This is a genomic window from Janthinobacterium sp. C22, assembly GCF_057919405.1.
This window is the reverse complement of sequence record NZ_CP193659.1, coordinates 5951913-5973932: the sequence shown is the minus strand read 5'-3', so window position 1 is coordinate 5973932 and position 22020 is coordinate 5951913. Positions and strand designations below refer to the sequence as shown.

22 protein-coding genes and 2 pseudogenes are annotated in these 22020 nt (G+C 63.7%); 11 read left to right on the top strand and 13 right to left on the bottom strand.

The window, feature by feature from the left end; translation table 11 throughout:
• The first annotated feature begins 39 nt into the window (after positions 1-39).
• From ACRHIG_RS28160 to ACRHIG_RS28145, 4 genes are read left to right on the top strand one after another with little or no spacing between them, the layout of a single operon-like run.
• The gene (locus ACRHIG_RS28160) at positions 40-492 is read left to right on the top strand and encodes a hypothetical protein (protein ID WP_489628642.1); all 453 of its coding nucleotides are present in this window, start codon (positions 40-42) and stop codon (positions 490-492) included.
• A complete protein-coding gene (locus ACRHIG_RS28155) occupies positions 486-1871 on the top strand; it encodes a glycoside hydrolase family 2 protein (RefSeq protein ID WP_489628641.1) in 1386 nt (461 codons plus the stop codon). The genes ACRHIG_RS28160 and ACRHIG_RS28155 overlap by 7 nt, the downstream gene beginning before the upstream one ends.
• Positions 1872-1925: 54 nt before the next feature.
• Positions 1926-3722 carry a glycoside hydrolase family 1 protein gene (locus ACRHIG_RS28150; RefSeq protein ID WP_489628640.1) on the top strand — a complete coding sequence of 599 codons (1797 nt, stop codon included), beginning with the start codon at positions 1926-1928 and terminating at the stop codon, positions 3720-3722.
• Positions 3605-5743, top strand: a complete 2139-nt coding sequence (locus tag ACRHIG_RS28145; protein WP_489630884.1) for an NAD(P)-binding protein — start codon at positions 3605-3607, stop codon at positions 5741-5743. The genes ACRHIG_RS28150 and ACRHIG_RS28145 overlap by 118 nt, the downstream gene beginning before the upstream one ends.
• 225 nt (positions 5744-5968) lie before the next feature.
• Here ACRHIG_RS28145 and ACRHIG_RS28140 read toward each other — a convergent pair whose 3' ends face one another.
• The gene (locus ACRHIG_RS28140; RefSeq protein ID WP_489628639.1) at positions 5969-6442 is read right to left on the bottom strand and encodes a hypothetical protein; all 474 of its coding nucleotides are present in this window, start codon (positions 6440-6442) and stop codon (positions 5969-5971) included.
• A gap of 281 nt (positions 6443-6723) precedes the next feature.
• Between ACRHIG_RS28140 and ACRHIG_RS28135 the strand changes: the two genes are divergently transcribed.
• Positions 6724-7023: a hypothetical protein gene (locus tag ACRHIG_RS28135; protein WP_475417391.1), complete on the top strand. Its 300-nt coding sequence runs from the start codon at positions 6724-6726 to the stop codon at positions 7021-7023.
• Here the strand turns inward: ACRHIG_RS28135 and ACRHIG_RS28130 are convergent, their stop codons facing one another.
• From ACRHIG_RS28130 to ACRHIG_RS28110, 5 genes and pseudogenes are all read right to left on the bottom strand, one after another.
• On the bottom strand, positions 7024-7437 hold the full coding sequence (locus ACRHIG_RS28130) for a VanZ family protein (RefSeq protein ID WP_489628638.1): 414 nt from the start codon (positions 7435-7437) through the stop codon (positions 7024-7026). It lies immediately after the preceding gene.
• A gap of 538 nt (positions 7438-7975) precedes the next feature.
• Positions 7976-8739, bottom strand: a pseudogene (locus ACRHIG_RS28125) (SDR family NAD(P)-dependent oxidoreductase).
• 71 nt (positions 8740-8810) lie between these two features.
• Positions 8811-9332, bottom strand: coding sequence for a TPM domain-containing protein (locus ACRHIG_RS28120; RefSeq protein ID WP_475417389.1), 522 nt, complete (start codon positions 9330-9332; stop codon positions 8811-8813).
• Positions 9332-10162 carry a TPM domain-containing protein gene (locus ACRHIG_RS28115; protein ID WP_489628637.1) on the bottom strand — a complete coding sequence of 277 codons (831 nt, stop codon included), beginning with the start codon at positions 10160-10162 and terminating at the stop codon, positions 9332-9334. Before ACRHIG_RS28115 ends, ACRHIG_RS28120 begins: the two co-directional genes overlap by 1 nt.
• Position 10163: 1 nt before the next feature.
• The gene (locus ACRHIG_RS28110) at positions 10164-10778 is read right to left on the bottom strand and encodes a LemA family protein (protein ID WP_076567255.1); all 615 of its coding nucleotides are present in this window, start codon (positions 10776-10778) and stop codon (positions 10164-10166) included.
• Positions 10779-10935: 157 nt separating this feature from the next.
• On the opposite strand from ACRHIG_RS28110, the gene pyrF reads away from it, so the two are divergent.
• Positions 10936-11760: an orotidine-5'-phosphate decarboxylase gene (gene pyrF / locus ACRHIG_RS28105; protein WP_489628636.1), complete on the top strand. Its 825-nt coding sequence runs from the start codon at positions 10936-10938 to the stop codon at positions 11758-11760.
• 109 nt (positions 11761-11869) lie between these two features.
• Here pyrF and sbcB read toward each other — a convergent pair whose 3' ends face one another.
• Positions 11870-13318 carry an exodeoxyribonuclease I gene (gene sbcB, locus ACRHIG_RS28100; RefSeq protein WP_489628635.1) on the bottom strand — a complete coding sequence of 483 codons (1449 nt, stop codon included), beginning with the start codon at positions 13316-13318 and terminating at the stop codon, positions 11870-11872.
• Between the two features lie 107 nt (positions 13319-13425).
• On the opposite strand from sbcB, the pseudogene ACRHIG_RS28095 reads away from it, so the two are divergent.
• A pseudogene (locus ACRHIG_RS28095) lies at positions 13426-14084 on the top strand (DUF5610 domain-containing protein).
• 26 nt (positions 14085-14110) lie between these two features.
• Here the strand turns inward: ACRHIG_RS28095 and ACRHIG_RS28090 are convergent.
• From ACRHIG_RS28090 to ACRHIG_RS28070, 5 genes are all read right to left on the bottom strand, one after another.
• On the bottom strand, positions 14111-15076 hold the full coding sequence (locus ACRHIG_RS28090) for a GGDEF domain-containing protein (RefSeq protein WP_489628634.1): 966 nt from the start codon (positions 15074-15076) through the stop codon (positions 14111-14113).
• A 263-nt stretch (positions 15077-15339) separates the two neighbouring features.
• Complete coding sequence (locus tag ACRHIG_RS28085; RefSeq protein WP_070221366.1) at positions 15340-15717, bottom strand: HPF/RaiA family ribosome-associated protein; 378 nt, start codon at positions 15715-15717, stop codon at positions 15340-15342.
• A 198-nt stretch (positions 15718-15915) separates the two neighbouring features.
• Complete coding sequence (locus ACRHIG_RS28080) at positions 15916-16581, bottom strand: DUF1345 domain-containing protein (protein WP_489628633.1); 666 nt, start codon at positions 16579-16581, stop codon at positions 15916-15918.
• Positions 16582-16612: 31 nt separating this feature from the next.
• Positions 16613-17869 carry an MFS transporter gene (locus ACRHIG_RS28075; protein ID WP_489628632.1) on the bottom strand — a complete coding sequence of 419 codons (1257 nt, stop codon included), beginning with the start codon at positions 17867-17869 and terminating at the stop codon, positions 16613-16615.
• An 84-nt stretch (positions 17870-17953) separates the two neighbouring features.
• On the bottom strand, positions 17954-18979 hold the full coding sequence (locus tag ACRHIG_RS28070) for a CDP-6-deoxy-delta-3,4-glucoseen reductase (protein WP_489628631.1): 1026 nt from the start codon (positions 18977-18979) through the stop codon (positions 17954-17956).
• Positions 18980-18991: 12 nt separating this feature from the next.
• Here ACRHIG_RS28070 and ACRHIG_RS28065 point away from each other — a divergent pair, with 12 nt between their 5' ends.
• From ACRHIG_RS28065 to ACRHIG_RS28050, 4 genes are all read left to right on the top strand, one after another.
• Entirely contained in the window at positions 18992-19909 is a 918-nt protein-coding gene (locus ACRHIG_RS28065) for an SDR family oxidoreductase (RefSeq protein WP_489628630.1), read from the top strand.
• 83 nt (positions 19910-19992) lie between these two features.
• A complete protein-coding gene (locus ACRHIG_RS28060; RefSeq protein WP_475417378.1) occupies positions 19993-20253 on the top strand; it encodes a hypothetical protein in 261 nt (86 codons plus the stop codon).
• 183 nt (positions 20254-20436) lie between these two features.
• Positions 20437-20706 (top strand): hypothetical protein, encoded by a 270-nt coding sequence (locus tag ACRHIG_RS28055; protein ID WP_475417377.1) that lies wholly within the window; start codon positions 20437-20439, stop codon positions 20704-20706.
• A gap of 242 nt (positions 20707-20948) precedes the next feature.
• Positions 20949-21188 carry a hypothetical protein gene (locus ACRHIG_RS28050; protein ID WP_029496207.1) on the top strand — a complete coding sequence of 80 codons (240 nt, stop codon included), beginning with the start codon at positions 20949-20951 and terminating at the stop codon, positions 21186-21188.
• Between the two features lie 87 nt (positions 21189-21275).
• On the opposite strand, the gene ACRHIG_RS28045 is transcribed toward ACRHIG_RS28050, so the two are convergent.
• Positions 21276-21989 carry a glycine-rich domain-containing protein gene (locus ACRHIG_RS28045; protein WP_475417376.1) on the bottom strand — a complete coding sequence of 238 codons (714 nt, stop codon included), beginning with the start codon at positions 21987-21989 and terminating at the stop codon, positions 21276-21278.
• Positions 21990-22020: the final 31 nt, after the last annotated feature.

Sequence of the window (22020 nt, the reverse complement as noted above, 5' to 3'; positions counted from 1 at the left end):
ACGGCGGAACTTGCCCCATGCCGCACGCATCCAACTGGCATGCTCGACGACCATCTCTCCCCACCCCATACGGATGACGGCCAGGCCGGTATCGCCCTGCCTGGCGCGGGCGGCTTTGCCTATCCCCGCCCGCAGATGGTGCGCGAGAACTGGCAATCGCTGAACGGCGCCTGGCGTTTCACCTTCGACAATGAACGGCGCTACCGCCTGCCCGACGGCGGCATCGGCTGGACGCACGAGATCATCGTGCCGTTTCCGCCGGAATCGCAGGCCAGCGGCGTGGGCGACCGCGGTTTTCACCGCGTGTGCTGGTACCAGCGCGACTTCCTGCTGCAGCCGGGCGGTCCCCGCGTGCTGCTGCATTTCGGCGCCGTCGATTACCATGCGAAGGTCTGGCTGAACGGCCACGTGGTGGCCGAGCATGAGGAGGCCACACGCCGTTTGTCGCCAACATCAGCCATGCCCTGCTGGCCGACGGGCCGCAGGTGCTGACGGTGCGCGTCGAGGACGATCCGCACGACCTGGCCAAGCCGCGCGGCAAGCAGGACTGGCAGCTGCTGCCCCATTCCATCTGGTATCCGCGCACCACGGGCATCTGGCAAAGCGTGTGGATCGAGCGCGTGGCCAGCACCTACATCGGCAAGCTGCGCTGGACGCCCGTGTTCGAGGGCTACGAAATCGGCTGCGACGTGTTCGCCATGGGCGAGCTGCACGACGATCTCATCGTGGGCGTGCGCATCTGGCATGGCGACAACCTGCTGGCCGACGACCAGTACAAGCTGATCGAAAACGAAGCGAGCCGCAAGATCGCCTTGTCCGATCCCGGCATCGACGATTCGCGCAACGAACTGCTGTGGAGCCCGGAGCGGCCCATCCTGCTCGATGCCGAAGTCACGCTGCGGCATGGCGACGAGCTGCTCGACACGGTCAGGTCGTACACGGCGCTGCGCTCGGTGGCGATCAACCGCGACCGCTTCATGCTCAATGGCCGGCCGTATCCGCTGCGCCTGGTGCTGGACCAGGGCTACTGGCCCGACACCCTGCTGGCGGCGCCTTCCGATGCGGCCTTGCGGCACGACGTGGAACTGGCCAAGGCCATGGGTTTCAACGGCGTGCGCAAGCACCAGAAGATCGAGGACCCGCGCTACCTGTACTGGGCAGACCGCCTGGGCTTGCTGGTGTGGGAAGAAATGCCGTCCACCTACCGCTTTTCCGGCAAGGCGATCACGCGCATGGTGCGCGAATGGACGGACGTGATCGAACGCGATTACAGCCACCCGTGCATCCTCGTCTGGGTACCGTTCAACGAATCGTGGGGCGTGCCCAACCTGACGGCCATCCAGGCCCACCGCAATGCCGTCGAGGCGCTGTACCACCTGACGCGCACGCTCGACCCCACGCGGCCCGTGATCGGCAACGACGGCTGGGAAGCGTCGGCCACCGACATCCTCGGCATCCACGACTACGACTGCGATCCGGAACGCCTGCAGGCGCGCTATGCGATCAGCGATTCGGCCCGCACCACCTTGTTCGACCAGCGCCGCCCGGGCGGGCGCATCCTCACGCTCGACGGTTTTCCGCACCGGGGCCAGCCCATCGTCCTCACGGAATTTGGCGGCATCGCCTTTGACCGGGAACAGGGCGATGCCGATACCTGGGGCTATGCGCGCGTGAGCAACGAGGCGGCCTTCCTCGACCTGTACCGGCGCCTGATGACGGTCGTCAACACGGCGCAAATGTTCAGCGGCTTTTGCTACACGCAGTTCGCCGACACGTTCCAGGAAACCAATGGCCTGCTGACGGCGAACCGAACGCCGAAGGCCGCGCTGGAACTGCTCAGCGCGGCCACCCGCAATATCCGGCTCAATTGAACGCAAGCCGGGCCTGGCAGTTTTCATCCGGTCCCTACATCAAGAGGAGCAGGCATGGCCGATACCGATGGCGCGGCAGCGCCCTTTCCTACTTACTGGCAGGCGGGATACGAGGGCGCCGACCACGTCACCCATGGCGGCCAGGCGCTGGACATGAACCGCGCCACGGGCCACCTGGACCGGGTGCGCGAAGACTACCTGCTGCTGCGCCAGTTCGGCATCCGCGGCGTGCGCGAAAGCATAGGCTGGCGCCTGGCCGAGCGCGACGGCCGTTTCGATTTTTCCTGCATCGAGGAGCGCGCCGCCGTGGCGCGGGAGCTGGGCCTGCAGGTCAACTGGACCTTCTGCCACTACGGCTGGCCGCCCGACGTCGACCTGTTCTCGCCGGACTTCGTGCCGCGCTTTGCCCGCTATTGCCGGGCTGCGGCGCAGTTTCTCGCGCCCTATGCGGGCAGCGCGCCCGTATATTCGCCCATCAATGAAATCTCGTTTACCAGCTGGGGTTTGTCGGTGCACATGTTCCAGTGCCTGAACATGCAGCGGCCGGACGCGGGCCACGAAGGCAAGCGGCAGCTGGTGCGCGCCACCGTGGCCGGCTGCGACGCCATCCGCGCCGTCAGCCCGCATGCGCGCTTCCTGCAATGCGATCCCCTGATCCACGTGATCGCGCCGCCGGGACGGCCGGACTGGGTCGCCCAGGCGGCCGCCTGGCGCGCCTCGCAGTTCGAGGCCTGGGACATGCTGTGCGGGCGCCTGTCCCCGAAACTGGGCGGCGCGCCGCGCTACCTGGACTTGATCGGCCTGAACTACTACCACAGCAACCAGTGGGAAAGCGGCAGCAACCTGCGCCTGTGGTGGCATCTGGGCGAGCCGCGCCGCATGCCCCTGCACCAGCTGCTGCTGGAAGTGGGGCGGCGCTATGGGCGGCCGCTGCTGCTGGCGGAAACGAGCCACGTGGGCAGCGGGCGCGGCGCCTGGATACGCGACGTGGCCGCCGAGGCGGCGCTGGCCGTCCAGCACGGCGCGGACCTGCGCGGCATCTGCCTCTATCCCGTCATCGACCGTCCCGACTGGGACGATGCCAGCCACTGGCACCGCAGCGGCCTGTGGGATGTCAAGCTGGAAGGCGAGGGAGGGGAGCGGCTGCGGCGCATCCTGTCGCCGCCTTACGCGGCGGCGCTACGGCAGGCCCAGCGCCTGACCGCACACCTTTGTTCAACGTTTGCCCCGGCGGGGCAGAAAGGAACTGGCATGCGAACCATTATCGTCTTTTCACACCTGCGCTGGAATTTCGTGTATCAGCGTCCGCAACAGCTGCTGTCGCGGCTGGCGCAGTTCTACCGCGTGGTCTTCATCGAGGAACCCGTCTGGCACGACGGGCCCGGCACGCTGGAGCTGTCCACCCCGGCGCCGAACGTGACCGTGTGCCAGCCCCGCACGGCCGTGCGGGCGCCCGGTTTTCACGACGACCAGCTGGCCGTGCTGCAACCCTGCTGGCGCAGATCACGCCCGCCGACGACCCCATCGTCTGGTTCTATACGCCGATGGCGCTGCCGCTGCTGCCGGCCCTGCACGCTGGCCTGGTGGTGTATGACTGCATGGATGAACTGGCCGCATTCAAGTATGCTCCCCGACAATTGCTGCAGCGCGAAACGGCCCTGCTGGCGCGCGCCGAACTGGTGTTCGCGGGCGGCCCCAGCCTGTTCGAGGCGAAACGCACGCGCCATGCGAACGTGCATTGCTTCGCCAGCAGCGTCGACACCGTGCACTTCGAACAGGCGCTGGACCGCCACAACGGCCATCCCGCGCAAGCGGAGATCGGGCGGCCCAGGCTGGGCTACTACGGCGTGATCGACGAGCGTTTCGAGCCTGCCCTGGTGGCAGCGCTGGCCGATGCCCATCCCGACTGGCAAATCGTGCTCGTCGGCCCCATCCTCAAGATCGACCCGGCCAGCTTGCCGCAGCGGCAAAATATCCATTATCTGGGCCAGCAGCCGTACCAGGCGCTGCCGCACTTCCTGGCCGGCTGGGACGTGTGCCTGCTGCCCTTCGCCAGGAACGAGGCGACCCGCTTCATCAGTCCCACCAAGGTGCTGGAATACATGGCGGCGCAGTTGCCCATCGTCAGCACTTCGATCACCGACGTGGCCGTGCCGTATGGCGGCATCGTGGCCATCGCCGACACGCCCGAGGCCTTTGTCGGCGCCTGCGAGGCGGCGCTGGCCGCGACGCCGGAGCAGCGCGCGGCCATGGCCGCCGGCATGCGCGCCATCGTCGCGGCTACCTCGTGGGATGCCACGGCCGAGCAGATGCGCCACTTGCTCGACACGACGCCGCCGGGACAGGGAGCCCGCCAGGCGTTGCCCGCCGCCAGCACGGCACAGGCCGCCGCACCGGGCGCCGCCGTCAACCTCCTGCATCCCCCCGGTGCGCCGCAAGCCGTGGCCTGCGCCATCATCGGCGCCGGCCCGACAGGCTTGAGCGCCGCCTATCACCTGGGCGCCGACACCTTGTTGTTGGACAAAAATGCCGCGGTGGGCGGCTGGTGCCGCTCCATCGTCGACCGGGGGTTCACTTTCGACCATGCGGGCCACATCATGTTTTCCAACGACGACTATGTGTTCGACATGTACCGCACCTTGCTGGGCACCAATCTGCACTGGCAAAACCGCGAAGCCTGGGTGTACAGCAAGCAGGTCTACACGCGCTATCCTTTCCAGGGGGCGCTGTACGGCTTGCCGCCGGCCGTCATCAAGGAATGCATCGTCGGTGCCGTCGAGGCGCGCTACGGCAAGGCGCCGGCCGTGCCGGGCCATGCGGCGGCGGGGGCCTGCGCCGTGGAGGACTGCTGCGCCGACGGCGGCACGGGACTGGAACAGGCGCACGATGCCGTGGCGGCGCCGCCCCAGGCGGGACTCAATTTCGAACAGTTCATCCATCAGGTATGGGGCAGCGGCATCGCCCGCCATTTCGCCATTCCCTACAACAGGAAATTGTGGACCGTACCGCTGGCCGAGATGGAAACGTCGTGGCTGGGCGGGCGGGTACCCTTGCCGAACCTGGAAGACATCATCGAGGGCGCACTCGAACCGGTGGCCAGGCCGATGGGCCCGAATGCCCGTTTCGGCTATCCCTTGCGCGGTGGTTTCCAGGCATTGATGTCGGGCTTCCTGCCGCATCTGCAAGGCCAGCTGGAACTTAACGCCGAGGTGGTGCAGATCCTGCCGCGCCAGCACCTGATCGTGCTGGCCGATGGCCGCCGCTTCCGTTACCAGCACCTGCTGAGCACCATGCCCTTGCCGGAGCTGGTGCGCCTGAGCGGTGAGCAGGCGCCGCAGCAGGTACGGGCGGCGGCGCGCGCCTTGCGGCATATTTCCGTGCGCTGCGTCAACCTGGGCGTGGCACGTGAACACATCAGCGAGAAACACTGGATTTACTACCCGGAAGAGACGATATTTCACCGTATCTTCCTGCAAGGTAACGCCAGCCCCCACTGCAATGCGCCGGGCGGCTTTGGCCTGACGTGCGAGATCAGTTATTCGCCCTGGAAGCCGTTGCCGCTGGATGGGCAAGCCCTGATCGACCGCTGCGTGGCCGATTGCATCGCCGTGGGCTTGCTGCGCGACGATGACCGGCTGCTCGCTGCCAGCCAGGTGGACATGCCCTACGCCTACGTCGTGTACGACCACGCGCGGGCCGCCAACGTGGCGCTGGTGAAGGCTTGGCTGGCCACGCAGGATATCGTGCTGGCGGGACGCTACAGCGAATGGGAATACTACAATTCCGACCATGCCTTCCTGGCCGGGAAAAAAGCGGCGGAACAGATCGCCGGGCTGGCGGCCAGCCGGCGCAAGGTGAGCATGGTGGAATAGGCGCTTGCGCCGGGGGCCTGGAACGGTGCTCCCGGCGCGCCGTGGACAGGTAAGCAGGGAAAAGGCGTAAATAGGGAAAAGACAACAGGCAAACGGCAACAGGCAAACGGCAACAGGCAAACGGCAACAGGCAACAGGCAACAGGCAACAGGCAACAGGCAAGGCAGATGAAATACCTGCCTTGCCTGTGCCCGGACGCTATCGCCGCATCGAGATGCGCTATGCCTAGTAGCGCTGCAGCAAGCCGTTGACCACCTTGACGTGGTCGCCGATCTGGTAGCTGGGCTGGGAGTTTTGCATGAGGGTCTGTGTGCTGCCGTCGTCCAGGCGCAGGGTGACCCGGTACTGCGTGTTGCCCGAGGTGCTGCCCGCTGTGCCGGAACTGCCGGATTGCATGTCGCCGCTGCGCTGTTCCATACCGCGCGGCACTGGCTCGATCGATTGCACCGTGGCAGAGGCAATGCTGACACCCGTCTGGCTGCCGTCCATGTTCATGGCGTTGTTGGCCGTGGATGTGCCGGCGGTATTGACCCCTGTACTGCTCATGGTGCTGCTGGTGCTGGTCCCGGCCGTAGTGCTGCCCGTCCCGGCCGTATTGCTGTAGCTTTCACCGCTGCGGCCATTCGTGCTGCTCATGCCGGTGTTGTTCGGATTCGAACTGCAGGCGGCCAGCGTACACAGCAGGCCGGCCAGCGCCATGGTTTTTTTGCTCTCATCTTGTTCTCCTCTTGGTCTGACAAAGTGGTAACCCGGTTTTCAGGGTGTGGCGGAGGTCAGCGTCAATGGCGCATGCCAGGCATGGCCGTAACTACTGCTAGTAAGAGAGCAGGGGAGGAAAGATGTTCGATCCTTGTTATTTCACATTGAGATACATCAAGCGCTTCAATTGTCGAGCTTGGTATAAAAGACATTCTTGTACGAACGTGCACAGCGTCAGCGCTGTCCCGCTGTCCTTCCCGCTGCTTATCTCAGGAGAATAAATGGCTTCCGATTCCACTAGCGTCAAGCTGATCAATGAGTTGGTGATTGCGGTGTACGGTGCGCCGGGCACTGCGAACGATATGCGCGCCCGCTATGCGTTGACGCAGGCCCTGCATGCCTTGACCCGGCTGTCGCGGTCGGAGCAGTTGATGGAGATGCAGCGCGATGCGGCGCGCGCGGCGGGAGCGCACAGCCGGCGCGAGATGCACGCGGCCTTGCGCCGCATTGCCGGCCGGGCCGCGACCGGCCAGGGCCAGTTGCCCCTGGCGCTGAGCACCGGCGACGGCGCGGCGCCCTGATCAGCCGCGCGACTTCTTCAGCGCGGAGGCGGCCATGCCGGGCCAGAGGAAGTACAGCGGCAGCACCACGGCCGTGGCGGCCGTGATATCGACCACCCAGTCGCTGACGGCGCCATGGCGGTAAGGCAGGAAGCTCTGGATGAATTCGTCCAGCGCGCCCATGGCCGCCACCATCAGCACCGACAGCAGCGCCCGGCGGGCCATGCCGCCGCCCGTGCCGCTGAACAGGATCAGGGCCAGCACGCCATAGCCGAAGGAATGCAGCACGCCGCCCGACGCATATTGGCCCACGTCGGCGCGCACGCCGGGGATGTCGCCGATCAGGATCACCAGCACATACAACACCAGGGCCGTGCGGTAGCGCAGGCGCTCGTAGCGGTCGGCAAAACAAAGTTCGGGCAAGGGTACAGGCATGATGCGTCAGGATGGGTGGAAAGGCAGTCACAATATCATGGGCGTGGCGGGGCACCGTGTTTTTGCGCAAGAGCTTGCCGGGCAGGCAAAAAAGGCCCGCGGGGGCGCGGGCCAAAAACCCAAATGAAATGGGTCAAGAGTTGAGAGTTGCTCGGTACTCGCCATGTCGCGCGCCTTGCCGGCGCCCGCCACGGCATAAAAGGGGAGTGGTGTGCCATCGCGGCACACCTGTCTGTAGTCAGGCATATCGGTTGCCTGTACAGCAGATGAAGCAAGTATAGGGGGCGAAAATGACGGGCTGATGACACGCCGCAACATTTTTTTGCGGCAGGCAGAATGAGCGGGAAGATTGCGGGAAATGGCAAGAATGGCCATGTTGCAGCAGCGATGGCAAAAAAAGCCCGCTGGTGAAAGCGGGCTTAAAACTATTTTCTTGGAGGAGAATAGTGGAGACAGGTGCATTATGCTGCGTCGCACGATATGTGTCTAATGATCTTTTTAGATATGCATTATTCTTTTTTGATATAACTCGATTGCATCACTCTTTCACGGCCACCGTGTAGTTGAGCGCCATGCGTCCGCCATCGACGTAGATGGTCTGGCCCGTCATGTAGGTGGCGTCGTCGCTGGCCAGGAAGGCGGCGATGCCTGCCACTTCTTCCGGCTCGCCGCAGCGCCCCAGCGGCGTGCGCGACAGAATCGTGTGGCGCGCCTGCGGGCTCGACAGTACCGCCTGCTTGGCCAGTTCCGTCAGGATGGTGCCCGGCCCGATGCCGTTCACGCGCACGCCGTGCGGCGCCAGGTTCAGGGCCATGACCTTGGTCAGCTGGTTGATGGCGCCTTTCGACACCACATACGGCACCTGGTTCGGAATGGCCAGTTCCGCATTGACGCTGGACATATTGATGATGCAGCCGCTGTTGCGCTTGACCATCTCGCGCGCCACGGCCTGGCCGCACAGGAACATCGATTTCAGATTGATGCGCATGACCCGGTCGAAATCGTCCTCGCACACGTCGAGGAAATCGGCCGCGTGCGTGACGCCCGCATTGTTGACGAGGATATCGATGTGGCCGAACTGCGCCAGCGTTTCCTTCAGCATGGCGTCGACGTCCGCCTTCTGGCTGACGTCGGCGCAAAGAAACGCGCCTGCGGGCCGAGGGCGGCCGCCGCCTGCGCGCCTTCTTCCTTGATGTCGACCAGCATCACCTGCGCCCCTTCGGCGATCAGGCGGGTGGCGCAGGCCAGGCCGATGCCCTGCGTGGCGCCCGTGACGATGGCGGTTTTATTGACCAGTTTCATGTATTCTCCTCGGCGGTTGGGGGCGCCGCCATGCTGCGGCGCCATGGCGGATTTTAATCCCTGTCCGGGATTCAGAGGAGGATGGGTTCGTTCGGCAGCTGGTTGCCGCGCGTCCCATCGGCAGGGAAGTGGCTTTGCAGCAAGGCATTCAACTGCTGCAAGGCATCGAGCGTGCTGTCGTGGTAATTGCCCTCCTTGAAGCCGCCCGTCATGGTGCGGCATACGGCTTGCCACTGTTCCGGCGTCACGCGCCGGCCCACGTTGCGGTCGGCCACGATATCGACCTGGTGTTCGGCCAGGTTGATATAGATCAGCACGCCAACGTTGTCTTCCGTATCCCACACGCCATACTGGGCGAACAGTTCGCGCGCCCGCTCGCGGTTGCTCACGCCCTGGTAAGCCATGCCCGGCGTCAATGCCGCCTCGACGATCAGGCGCACTTCCGCCCGGTGCATCGCTTCACCATCGGCAATCGCCGTTTCGATGGCTTTCAGGGTGCGCTCGGGAAAGGCTTGGCGCGCCGTCGCCGGCGTGCCCCGCAAATGTTTCAGAGCCCGTCCGCAGCGTTGTCCGAATGTCAGTTGTTTCGTCATTACCAATCTCCCGAGGCGCCGCCGCCGTCAAAACCGCCGCCGCCGCCACCGAAACCACCGCCGCCACCGCCAAAACCACCGCCGCCGCCGAAGCCGCCACCGCCACCCCGGTTGTTCAGCGCCTGGCTCAAAATGCTGCCCAGCACGACGCCGGTGGCGCCGCTGGACCAGTTGCTGCCGCGCTGCAGCCGGTTCGGGCCGCCGCGCGAGCGGAACACGGTCAGGAGCACAAGAAAGCCGAAGAACAGCAGCGGCAGCCAGAAGGTCAGGCCGCCCGCTTCCACGGTCGCCGGCGCCTTTTGCTGGGCGGGAGCGGGGAATTGCTCCTGATTCAGCAGGGTAGCGATGGCGCCGATGCCAGCCACCAGGCCGCCGTAATAGTCGTTCTGCTTGAAATGCGGCGCGATCACGTCTTGCAGGATGCGTTTCGATTGCGCATCCGTCAGCACGCCCTGCACGCCACGGCCTGCCTCGATGCGCAGGCGGCGCAAGGACGATGGGTTGTCCTTCGCCACCATCAGCAGCACGCCGTCATCGACGCCCTTGCGGCCCAGCTTCCAGGCATCCGTCACGCGGATGCTGTATTGCTCGATGGCTTCCGGTTCCGTGCTCTTGACCAGCAGCACGGCGATCTGGCTGCCCGTCTTGGCTTGGTAGTCGGCCAGCACGCCTTCCAGCGCCGCTTTCTGCTTGTCATCGAGCATGCCGGCGTTGTCCGTCACGCGCGCCGCCAGCGGCGGCACGGGCTGCAAGCCCTGCGCGCCGGCGGGCAAGGCTGTCCACAGCAACAGCGCCGTCGCCAGCGTCGCCAGATAAGACCAGGCTTTCATCTTATTTGCCGAAGTTGACGGTCGGCGCGGTCGAAATGGCTTTTTCGTTTTCCACCGTGAACGACGGCTTGACCTTGTAGCCGAAGACCATGGCCGTCAGGTTGTTCGGGAAGCTGCGCGCATGCACGTTGTAATCCTGCACGGCGGCAATGTAACGCTGGCGCGCCACGGTGATGCGGTTTTCCGTGCCTTCCAGCTGCGACTGCAGGTCGCGGAAGCTGGTGTCGGCTTTCAGGTCAGGATATTTCTCGGACACCACCATCAGGCGCGACAGGGCCGACGACAGCTGCCCCTGCACTTGCTGGAATTTTTCGAAGGCGGCCGGGTCGTTCAGCACTTCGGGCGTGATCTGGAAACTGGTGGCGGCGGCGCGCGCCTTGGTCACCGCTTCCAGGGTTTCGCGCTCGTGCGTGGCATAGCCCTTGACGGTATTGACCAGGTTGGGGATCAGGTCGGCGCGGCGCTGGTACTGGTTGACCACTTCGCCCCAGGCCGCCTTGGTGGCTTCGTCCTTGCTCTGGAAGTCGTTGTAGCCGCAGCCCGTCAGGATGCCGGCCAGGACGGTGACGCTCAGCGCCAGGCGCAGCCATTTGGTGAATTGTTTGGTGATTTGCATGATGGGTTCCGTGCAGAGTAGAAGGGATGAGGCAAATATACCTGAAACGGCCCGTCATGTCGGTTTAATAAGCGCCGGCCTCCGCCTCAGGCTGCCTTATCGCGCCCGCGCCGCGTTACAATACGGGGTTTGCAACTGAATATAGAGAAGGTGTGCCGTGAATTTCATCAATAAATTATCCGCCGCATGGACGGCCAATAATTCCCTGCTGTGCGTGGGCCTGGACCCGGACCTGGCGAAACTGCCGGCGGACCTGCGCGACTTGCCTGATGGAATCACCACCTTTTGCACGCGCATCATCGACGCCACGGCCGACCTGGCCTGCGCCTTCAAGCCGCAGATCGCGTATTTCGGCGCACTGGGCGCGGAAAAGCAGCTGGAAGACATCTGCCGCTACGTGCGCGAAAACTATCCGCACATCCCCCTGATCCTCGACGCGAAACGGGGCGACATCGGCGCCACGGCCACGCAATACGCGCGCGAAGCGTTCGAACGCTACGGCGCCGACGCCGTCACCGTCAACCCCTACATGGGCGAGGATTCGCTCGACCCCTACCTGGCGTGGAAAGACCGCGGCGTGATCATCCTGTGCCGCACCTCGAACCCGGGCGGCTCGGACCTGCAATTCCTCGACACGGACGGCGAACCGCTGTACCAGCGCGTGGCGCGCCTGGTGGCCGGGAAATGGAACAAGAATGGCCAGTGCGCGCTCGTCGTCGGCGCCACCTTCCCTGAAGAACTGGCGCAAGTGCGCGCCATCGTGGGCGACATGCCGCTGCTGGTGCCCGGCATCGGCGCCCAGGGCGGAGATATTGCCGCCACCGTCGGCGCGGGCCAGACGGCGAACGGCATGGGCATGATGATCAGCTCTTCGCGCGCCATCATCTACGCCACGCCGCAAGCGGGCGAAGACTTCGCCGACGCGGCGCGCCGCGTGGCGATCGAGACGCGCGATGCGATCAATCAACACCGTGCAGCATAGGTCGGATTAGCGGCGACGCCGCGTAATCCGACAACACCAGTAACGTCAACAATGTTGTCGGATTACGCGGGGCCTTGCCCCGCTAATCCGACCTACCCAGCCTGGTCCTTCAGTCGCGCATGGGCGCCACCATCTCCGCATAATCGTAGAGTTCGCCAAGAATCTCTTCCCCACGCTCATCGACCGATTCCGACAGCACGTCGATTTCCGTAAACAGCATTTCGATGGTGCGGGCGCCGCCGTCGCCGTCGAACAATCGGGCGGCGCGGTGCTGTTCCCAGCGCAGGCTTTCCGCTTCGCTCAAGGTTTGCGGGAAATTGCGGGCGCGGTAGCGGAACAGCAATTCCTGCAGGCGTTCGTCGGCAAACGAGGGGCGGGCCGTGGCCAGTTTGGCCGGCGTGTCGCGGCGCAAGGATTCGAGCAGGCGGCGGTCGTCGTTGCTGACGAAACCGTTGTACAAATCCTCATCCACGTCCAGCGCGGTGTTCGCGCCCGGACGCTGGAACACTTCGGCCCAGATGGCATCCATGTTCGGCGCCGTGGCGGCCAGCTGGGCGTTGACCTTCGCCGCATCCACGTCGATGCCCCATTGCGCGGCCATGGCCGGCGACAGGGTCTTCAGGTTGCCCACCAGCATGGGCGACTTGTTCAAATGAACGCTTTTCACGGGCAGGCGCGTCATGCCTTCCGGCATGGCTTCCTTGCGCGTAAATAAACGCGTGCGGATGGTGTCGGCGTCCAGTTCGAACAGTTCGCGCGGGTCGTAGGCGCAATCCCAGACGAGGATTTCATTTTTATTGCTCGGGTGCGTGGCCAGCGGCCAGACGACGCCCAGGCAACCGCGTTCGGCCGGGAACATGCCGGACACGTGCAGGAACGGCTGGCGCTCGCCAGCGGCCAGGTGCATGCCCATTTCGCTGGCGACCCTGTCCTTCTTGTGCAGGGCCAGGCAGAATTCGAACAGTTTCGGCTGCTTTTCGCGGATCAATCTCGCCAGGGCGATCGTTGCGCGCACGTCCGATAGCGCATCATGCGCCGCTTCGTGCACGAGGCCATTGGCCTTGCTCAAGTGTTCCAGTCTAAAGCTGGTCTGGCCATCGTCGCGCTTCGGCCATTGAATGCCTTCCGGGCGCAGCGCGTGCGTCATGCGCACCACGTCGAGGATATCCCAGCGGCCGCAATGGTTCTTCCATTCGCGCGCATACGGGTCGATCAGGTTGCGCCAGAACAGGAAACGCGTGACTTCATCGTCGAAACGGATGGTGTTGTAGCCCACGCCGATGGTGCCCGGTTCCGAAAAGGCCGCTTCGACGGTAGCGGCGAACTGGTGTTCGGGCACGCCCAGCTGCAGACATTGCTGCGGCGTGATGCCCGTGATCAGGCACGATTGCGGGTCGGGCAGGAAATCATTGGCAGGCTGGCAATACAGCATGATCGGTTCGCCGATTTCGTTGAGTTCGGCATCCGTGCGGATTGCGGCGAACTGGGCCGGGCGGTCGCGGCGCGGCTGGGCGCCAAAGGTTTCGTAGTCGTGCCAAAGAAAGGTCTGGGTAGTCATTGATGGTCGTTGCTTGCTTAATTGTTATCTTAATTGTCCGGGCCGCTTCAGTTTTCTGAAAACCTGCCGATACTACACGAGAGGATGGTCATCATCGCGTTTCCCGCATGGTGGCATACATTGTCCGTTCAAGGAGGTCTATCGTGTCAATTCCCATCGCCGCAAGCGGCAATTCCACTGCTTCCGTGACTTCCGTCAGTACGGGTGTTGCCGGCAAGGACGATAAAGTCCAGCACGGCGTCAACGCTGAAATGAGCGTGAACGACCGCAGCAAGCTGCAATTGAACGCCTCCATCATGCAGGCGTCGCTGAACGTCTCCATCGGTTCCGAGAACGAACCGTTGGCGCTGCTGTACAAGACGGCCATCACGAATATCAATGAAGCGCTGAAGGGCCAGTACGGCGAGGATGCGATCCAGAACGCCGCGTCGCAGGACAACAGCGCCGAAGCGACGGCGAGCCGCATCGTCTCGTTGTCGACGGGTTTTTTGAGGCGTTCAAGAAGCAGAACCCCGGCATGGACGACGATACGGCCCTGACCAAGTTCATGGACACAATCAGCGGCGGCATGGAAAAAGGCTTCAAGGAAGCGCGCGACATCCTGGGCGGCTTGAAAGTGCTGAACGGCGATATCGCCGGCAATATCGACAAGACGTATGAACTGGTGCAGAAGGGCTACGCGGATTTCATCGCCGCGCACAGCAGCAAGAAGGATGATGCCGCCAAGCCGGATGCAAGCAAGCCGGCCGACAGCAAGGCTGCCTGATAATTTATATGAAGCGCCTGAGAATATCAGGTGCTTACGCGGTTGCGGCCCCCGGCTTTGGCCCGGTACAGCGCCGCATCCGCAGTGGCGATCAGCGCTTCGTCGTCCTGTTCCGCCGCCAGGCTGGCCACGCCGAAGGAACCCGTGATGTGCGGCAGCGCGCTGCGCATGTCGGCGAAGATGACGGCTTGCCGCATGCGCTCGCACAGGCGCTCGGCCACCCGCAAGGCCACGTGTTCGCTGGTATCGGGCAAGATCACCATCATTTCCTCGCCACCATAGCGCACGGCAAAATCCGTGGGGCGCAGGGCCGCGCCCAGCACTTGCGCGGCGATGCGCAGCGCCTGGTCGCCCGCCTGGTGGCCGTGGGTGTCGTTGAAGCGCTTGAAATGGTCGAGGTCTATCATCACCAGCGACAGCGGCGAGCCGCTGCCGTGGGCCGTGACTATCATGGTCGGCAATAAATCAGTGAGCCAGGCGCGGTTGTACAGGCCCGTCAGGCTGTCGACCATCGACAGCTGGCGGTAGAATTCGCCCAGTTTCTGCCGGCGGCGCAGCAGGGCGTTGGCGGCACGGATGCGGAAGGACAGCAAGCGCAGCAGGTTGCGTGCCAGGCCGTTCGATTGCTCGATCAATTCCCAGACGACGGCCGCGTCGATCACCAGCAAGTCGGTTTCTTCCAGAGCGGAAATGGCGGCCAGGTTGCTCGCTTCATCGAGCACCGATTGTTCGCCCACGCTTTCGCCGGGCAAGACCTTGCTGACGGTGCCGTCATCCATGCCCGTGTGGGTGTCGGCGGCCACGGCCAGCGAACCGCGCAGGACGATGTACAGGCTGGCGCCCTGTGTGTCGGCAATGGCTTCGCCCGCTTCGAGGCGCATGACGGGGCAGGGTGCCAGCATGGCGGCCGTCTGGCTATCCGCCCCATCGCGAAATAGCTGTAAATCGCCGATGTTGCAGCCTGAAGCGCCAAAGTTGCCGATCTGTTCCACAATCACACTTTCAAAAAGCCGGCGCGCGCGAGCAGAGAGCCGGTAGCTTCATGATAGCGTAAAGCGGCCTAGGCTGTAACGGCAAAGGCTTGCTTGGTGTCACTTACTGTGGGAAATGCGACAATTATTTCATTGCTGTGTTAATAAGCTGAAATGATGGTGGTTTTACTATGCTTGTTGCCGCAGGCGAAAGGCGGGCCCGGATGTGCAAAGGCAGCCTTGAACGGCTGCCTCAGTCTCTGGAAATCCTGCGGGTGGGGGAATTACTCGGCGGTTTCTTCCGCTTCGGCCGTATCGATCACGGCATTCTTGCCGGTGGCGTGGCGCTTGCTGTCTTGCAGGCGGCCCAGGGCGCTATCGATGGCGCGTTTCAGTTTGTCGGTGGCGCCGGCAACGGATTGGTGCACGGTGGCGTTCTGTTCGGTCACGGCAATCGGTTGATAGCCAGCAACGCGTGCTTCCATGACGCAGCGGATATCGTCGGCGCCGCCTTTCGGGCCATTCGTGTCGCTGATGTGGACTTCGATGCGGGTCAGGTTGTCGCGGAAGCGGCTCAGTGCGCTTTCAAGTACGGATTGCACATGTTCGTTCAGTCCAGCGGTGTTGGCGATGGTGCTGTCGGTATGAATATTGATTTGCATATGCTTACTCCTGTCAATTCAAAAAACCCATCTCAGGCGTGCTGCGGCCTGGTTGCTGCCTCATGCACATGACCTCGTGCATGGAACTTATCTTACTCCTCTTTCCAGTATTTCAAGAGGGTGCGCACGATTAAGATGAGCTTAACCCTACACCCAGGTCAAGTTTCCTCGCAGAATCTTTTCAAGCCGGCCTCAGCTTTATCCATTGATCAGGCCGGCGGCGATATTGATCGACAGCCCCAGCACGACCAGATTGAAGAAAAAACTCAGCACGGATTGCCCCAGCACGATCTGCCGCATCGGCCGCGTCTGCACGGAAACGTCCGACGTCTGCACGGCCACGGCGATGGTGAAGGCGAAATACAGGAAATCCCAGTAATCGGGATTCTGCTCGTCGTCGGGAAACTTCAGGGGGCGCAGCGCGGGGTCGGCCTGGTAATACAGGTGGGCGTAATGAAAGCAGAACAGGGTGCCGACGAGGAACCAGGAACCGACCAGGGTGAGGATCGTCAAGCCGTAATGCAGCGCGCGCTCGTCGGGCGCCATGTCTTTCATCGAGGACAGCTGCGAGACGATGGCCACCAGGCTCATCACGGATGCGACGGACAGCGCCGACAGCACCGTGGCCGCCCGCTCATCCTGGCGCACCGCCATGGCCTTGACCTTGTGATGGTTGGCACGCATCATCATCCAGGCCATCGTCGCCAGGTAGAACCAGACGGCCACGTTCCACGCCGTCAGCAGACGCGTCATCTGTTGCCACGATGCGGGCAGCAGCAGGCCGGCCGCCACGCCGATGGCCGTGGCCATGCTCAGGTGGGGGCGGCTGCGGATGAAGCCGTGCAAGGGCAGCGTGATTTTCATGGGGCGGCTTAGTCAGTGGCAATGGCGCATCTTAGCCCTTAAGTGCCCGCTCCGGTGGCCGTCCTGCGGCCGCTTCCTTCTCGTGGTGGGGGAAGCGGTCCATGCGCGACAGCACGGGGAACAGCACGGCCCACATGCCCGTCACGGCCAGGGTGGCGGCGCCGCCGAAGAGCACGGCGCGCACGAGGCCGAACCAGCCGGCCGTCAGGCCCGATTCGAATTCGCCCAGCTCGTTCGAGGCGCCGATGAAGACGGCATTCACGGCGCTGACCCGGCCGCGGATCTCGTCCGGCGTCTCGAACTGCACCAGCAGGTGGCGGATGTAGACGCTGACCATGTCGCCGGCGCCCATCAGGAACAGCGCCGCCAGCGCCAGCGGGAAATAGCTGGTGCTGCCCAGCACCAGGGTGCCCAGGCCGAAGACGGCCACGCCGCCGAACATCCAGGCGCCGACCCGGCGCGTGATGGGAAAGATGGCCAGCGCGATCGAGCACAGGGCCGCGCCGGCGCCCGGGGCCGTGCGCAGCAGGCCCAGGCCGCCGGGGCCGATATGCAGCACGTCATGCGCGAGCGCCGGCAGCAGGGCCGTGGCGCCGCCGAACAGCACGGCGAACAGGTCGAGCGAAATGGCGCCCAGCACGATGGGTTTCGACCAGACGAAGCGCAAGCCTTCGAGCAGGGTGTGCCAGTTGACGGGTTCGCGCTTGACCACTTGCGGCGCCGGCGTGGTGGCGCGCATCAGCAGCACGGACAGCACCAGCAAGGCCGACGAGATCAGATACACCACCTTGGGGCCGAAGTAATACAGCAAGCCGCCCAGGGTCGGGCCCAGGATGATGGCCACGTGCGAGCTTGACGAGCTGAGCGCGACGGCGCGGCTGAAGTGTTGCGTGGGCACCATGTTGACCAGCACGGCTTGCGTGGCCGGCATCATGAAGGCGCGCGCGCTGCCGAACAGCACCAGCACGGCGAACACGGGCCAGACGATGGAAAGATTGCTTAACGTAAACGCCAGCAGGGCCAGCGCGCAAGCGAGCTGCGCCGTCAGGCACCAGGCGATGATGTTGCGGCGGTTGTAGCGGTCGGCCACGTGGCCGGCCGGCAAAATCAATACGAGGAAGGGCGCGAACTGCGCCAGGCCGATCAAGCCCAGGTCGAACAGGCTGCCCGTGATCTGGTACACCTGCCAGCCGATGGCCACGCTTTGCATCTGCACGGCCACCGTGCCCAGCACGCGGGCGGAAAGATAACAGGCGAAATTGCGGTGACGCAGGATGGAGAGAGACATGAGATTTCCAGGAAACAGCGGGGTGGGGCGGGTGGCGGCAGCGGATGCCGCGCCAGCAGCGCCCCGCTGTCTGGAAGGAGATGCTTACTTGGCCAGGTCGGCTTCGCTGGTGAAGGCGTCCGCGTAGAACTCGTCGGCTGGCAGCTGGCACCGCTGCACGAAATCGCGGTGGGCCGCATCGACCATCACGGGCGCGCCGCAGGCATACACCTGGTAGCCGGACATGTCGGGCAGGTCGGCGATGACGGCCTGGTGCACGAAGCCCGTGCGGCCGCTCCAGGCGTCTTCCGGCAAGGCGTCCGAGACGACGGGCACATAGGTAAACTGCGGCAAGTCGGCGGCCCACTGGCGGCACAGCGCATCCATGTACAGGTCGTGCGGACGGCGGCCGCCCCAGTACAGGGTGATCGGGCGCGTGGAGCGCACGCTGATCATGTGCTCGACGATGGCTTTCAAGGGGGCAAAGCCCGTGCCCGAGGCCAGCAGCACGATGGGCTTGTCGGAATCTTCGCGCAGGAAGAAGGTGCCCATCGGGCCTTCGAAGCGCAGGATGTCGCGCTCTTTCATGCTGCCGAACACCTGGTCGGTGAACAGGCCGCCCGGCAGGTGGCGGATGTGCAGGGTCACGGGGCCGCCATCGGCAGGCGCGCTGGCCATGCTGTAGCTGCGGCGCTTGTTGTCGCGCAACAGGATTTCGATATACTGTCCGGCGCGGTAGTTGAGGCGCTCGCTGGCCGGCAACTGCAGGGTCAGCACGACGACGTCGGGCGCGACTTTCTCGATGGTGGTCACGCGCGACGGCATTTTCTTGATCGGGTAGTCGCTGCTGCCCGCCACTTCGCGCGCCTCGATGACGAGGTCGGCGTGCGTGGTGGCGCAGCAGAACAGGGAAAAGCCGGCCGCTTCCTCTTCCGGCGTCAGGGCGCGCTGCTGGTGCGCCTTGTGCTGGACGGTGCCGGCAACAACCTTGCCCTTGCAGGAGCCGCAGGCGCCATTTTTACAGCCATACGGCAAGCCCACGCCGGCGCGTATCGCCGCCGCCAGCACGGTTTCGTCCGCTTCGCAGCTGAACTGGTGGCCGCTGGGCTGAACAGTAACTTGAAAAGTCATACAATCCTTGAGATGAAAAATATGTTAATGCACTCTTTGCGCAAGCCCTCTGGCTTGCCGCGCCTGCTGATCCTGGGCTGCGGCGACGTCGGCATGCGCCTGCTGCCCCTGCTGCGCGCGCGTTTTCGCGTCTTTGCCGTCACCAGCCAGCCGGCGCGCTGCGCGCAGCTGCGGGCGGCCGGCGCCGTGCCCATCGTGGCCAACCTCGACGACCGCGCCAGCCTGAAACGGCTGGCGGGACTGGCGACGATGGTGGTGCACCTGGCGCCGCCCCTGTCGTCGGGCTTGCTGGACCGGCGCACGCGCAATCTGGCCGCCATTTTACCTGAGCATGCACGCATGGTGTATGTGAGCACCAGCGGCGTGTATGGCGATTGCGGCGGCGCCTGGGTCGATGAAACGCGGGCTGTGGCGCCGGCCAATGCGCGCGCGAAGCGGCGCGTGGACGCCGAGCAGGTCTTGCGGGGCTGGGGCGCGCGCCGTGGCGCCACCGTGGCCATCCTGCGGGTGCCGGGCATCTATGCGGAAGACCGCCTGCCCCTGAAACGTTTGCGCGAAGGCACGCCGGCCCTGGCCGCGGGCGACGACGTGTACACCAACCATATCCATGCCGATGACCTGGCGCGCATCATCGAACGGGCCTTGTGGCGAGGCAAGCCGGGACGCGTGTATCACGCCAGCGATGACAGCGAACTCAAAATGGCCGAGTATTTCGATGCCGTGGCCGAAGCCTTCGGCCTGCCGCGCCCGCCGCGCCTGCCCCGTGCCGAGCTGCGGCAAGCGGTCACGCCGATGCTGCTGTCGTTCATGTCCGAATCGCGTCGCCTGCACAATACGCGCATCAAGCGCGAGCTGGGCGTGCGTCTGCGCTACGCGCGCGTGGCCGATGCCTTGCAGGCGCTGGCAGCCGGCGGGGTCCGCATCGGGTAAAATGGCCGGTTATCTGCGCACTTTGCTGGGCCGGCGCGCAGCGCGCCGTTCCGGCGTTGCGCCATTCACTTAAGGATTACCGCATGAGCACCCTCACTTACGAAGCATACCTGGACGAGGTCACCACCGTCCTGACGGAACTGTACGACCTCGACGACGACGCCGCCATCAAGCTGGTCGTGGCGGCGCAGGACGCCGAATTTTTTGTTCCGCACGATGCGCATGAGGAAATGCGTACCCTGGAACAAGCCAAGAAAGATGCGGTCACCCTGTTCGAGCGCAAGCAGAACCGCCAGCAGACGCAGGAAAAGCAGCAACAGCGCGTGCGCCAGCAAAAGAAATAAGGACGGCCGCCAGGCCGTGGGCAGCATGGGCTTCGGTGCAACACCGTGGCCTTGCCATTTGATGCGGCGCAAACGCGTCATGGCGCGCTGGCGATATGGTGAGCGATGTCGTCACGCGTTTCAGCTATTTGTGGCGGGCTCTACAATTAGCGCGACGCTGTTTTCCGCCAGCAGGAGCGAGCCATGCGAGCTACGAATCACCCCAGCAAGGAACAGGTGCGCGCCTATATGCGCCGCCGCGAACATGCGCGGCAGCCGCCGCCGCCGCCCGATGAAATTCGCCGGCAACTGGCCTGGTGCCGCGTGGATAGCGCGCCGGGCACTTGCCTGCTTGCCACCCCGGCCGGCGTGGCCGTGCAAGGCTGGCATTTATCTACGGAAATAGCCCGCCTGGGCGCGCTCATGGCGATTGCCTGGCTGATGCGCAGCGGCGTTCCTCATTGTAAAAATTGATGACTTGCAGCAAATTTTTCCGATTTGGGTTATCCTCTAGCACATTCCAAGTGCGTCAATTCTCTTCAATTATCACAATTTTGCTTTAAGTTACGCAAAAATCAACAATAGCGTGTATTATATTGTTTGCGGCGTAAAAGCCGCATAAGTGATGGCGCTTTTTAGTGTGTTTACCCTGAATTATTGCAAAAGAGGCATTCGGTTTCTTTTTGCACTAATACAACAAGTACGGATTTTTGATCATGTCTCTCAAACAAATTACCTCTTTGCCTACCTACAACCCGAATCGCGTCCTCGATGCGATCATCGACAAGCTGCAGCTGAAAAATGATGCCGCCTTGTCGCGAGCTCTGGAAGTGGCGCCACCTGTTATCAGCAAGATTCGTCACAACACCTTGCCGATCGGCGCCACGATCCTCATCCGCATGCATGAAATCAGCGATTTCAGCATCCGTGAACTGCGCGAGTTGATGGCTGCCTAAGAGCGCCTGACAGACGGCAAACTGAGAGGTGCCGTCTGGGTAAGTCAGGCTTGCCGCGTGCGGCAGCCACATCTGTTTTCCGCTTTTCTATTGCGGGTCGCGGTTCAGTACCGGACGATCGACATAGAAACGCCCCATCTCCAGGCCGGTCGTGGACGACTTGACCACCGCAGCGGCCAGTGTGGCAGGCGCGCTGGAAAATGCGGTGCTGGCAGCGCCCGTCGCGCGGCCCGAATACGCCGTCGCCTGCACGGCCGCACTGGAAAACGCCGTCTGCACGGCCCGGCCCGAGTAGGCGGTGGCCTGTACCGCGGCACTGGAAAATGCTGTTTGTACCGCACGTCCCGAATACGCGGCCTGTACCGCCCGTCCCGAATACGCCGCTTGTACGGCACGCCCCGAATACGCCGTTTCCGCGCGGATATAATCTTCCCCGAACGTTTGCTCATACAGCTGTTTCATGCGCTCGCCCACGCGATGGTGCGCCGCTTCGTCGTCTTCGCCGCGCAGGCCGATGTACGGGAAATGATGCAGGAAGTAGCCGAAGACCTGTTCGCAGTCGGCCGCATATTTCAGGGTGTCGAGGATGTGGTAGTGCCAGAAGGTATCGACGTCCATCAGCGGCGCCGTTTCTTCTTCCGGAAACTGTTTCATCAGGATCAGGAAGCGGCGGTATTCGAATTCCACCGCATTCGCCTTCTCCAGACTCCATCCTTCGCCTGACTCCCGGTGCATCAGCTTGACCTTGATCGCGTCCAAATTCAAATCGGCAATTGCCTTGAAACTGTCGTTCGTATCCATGAATGTCCTTTTGTAAAGAGCGTTGTGGGAA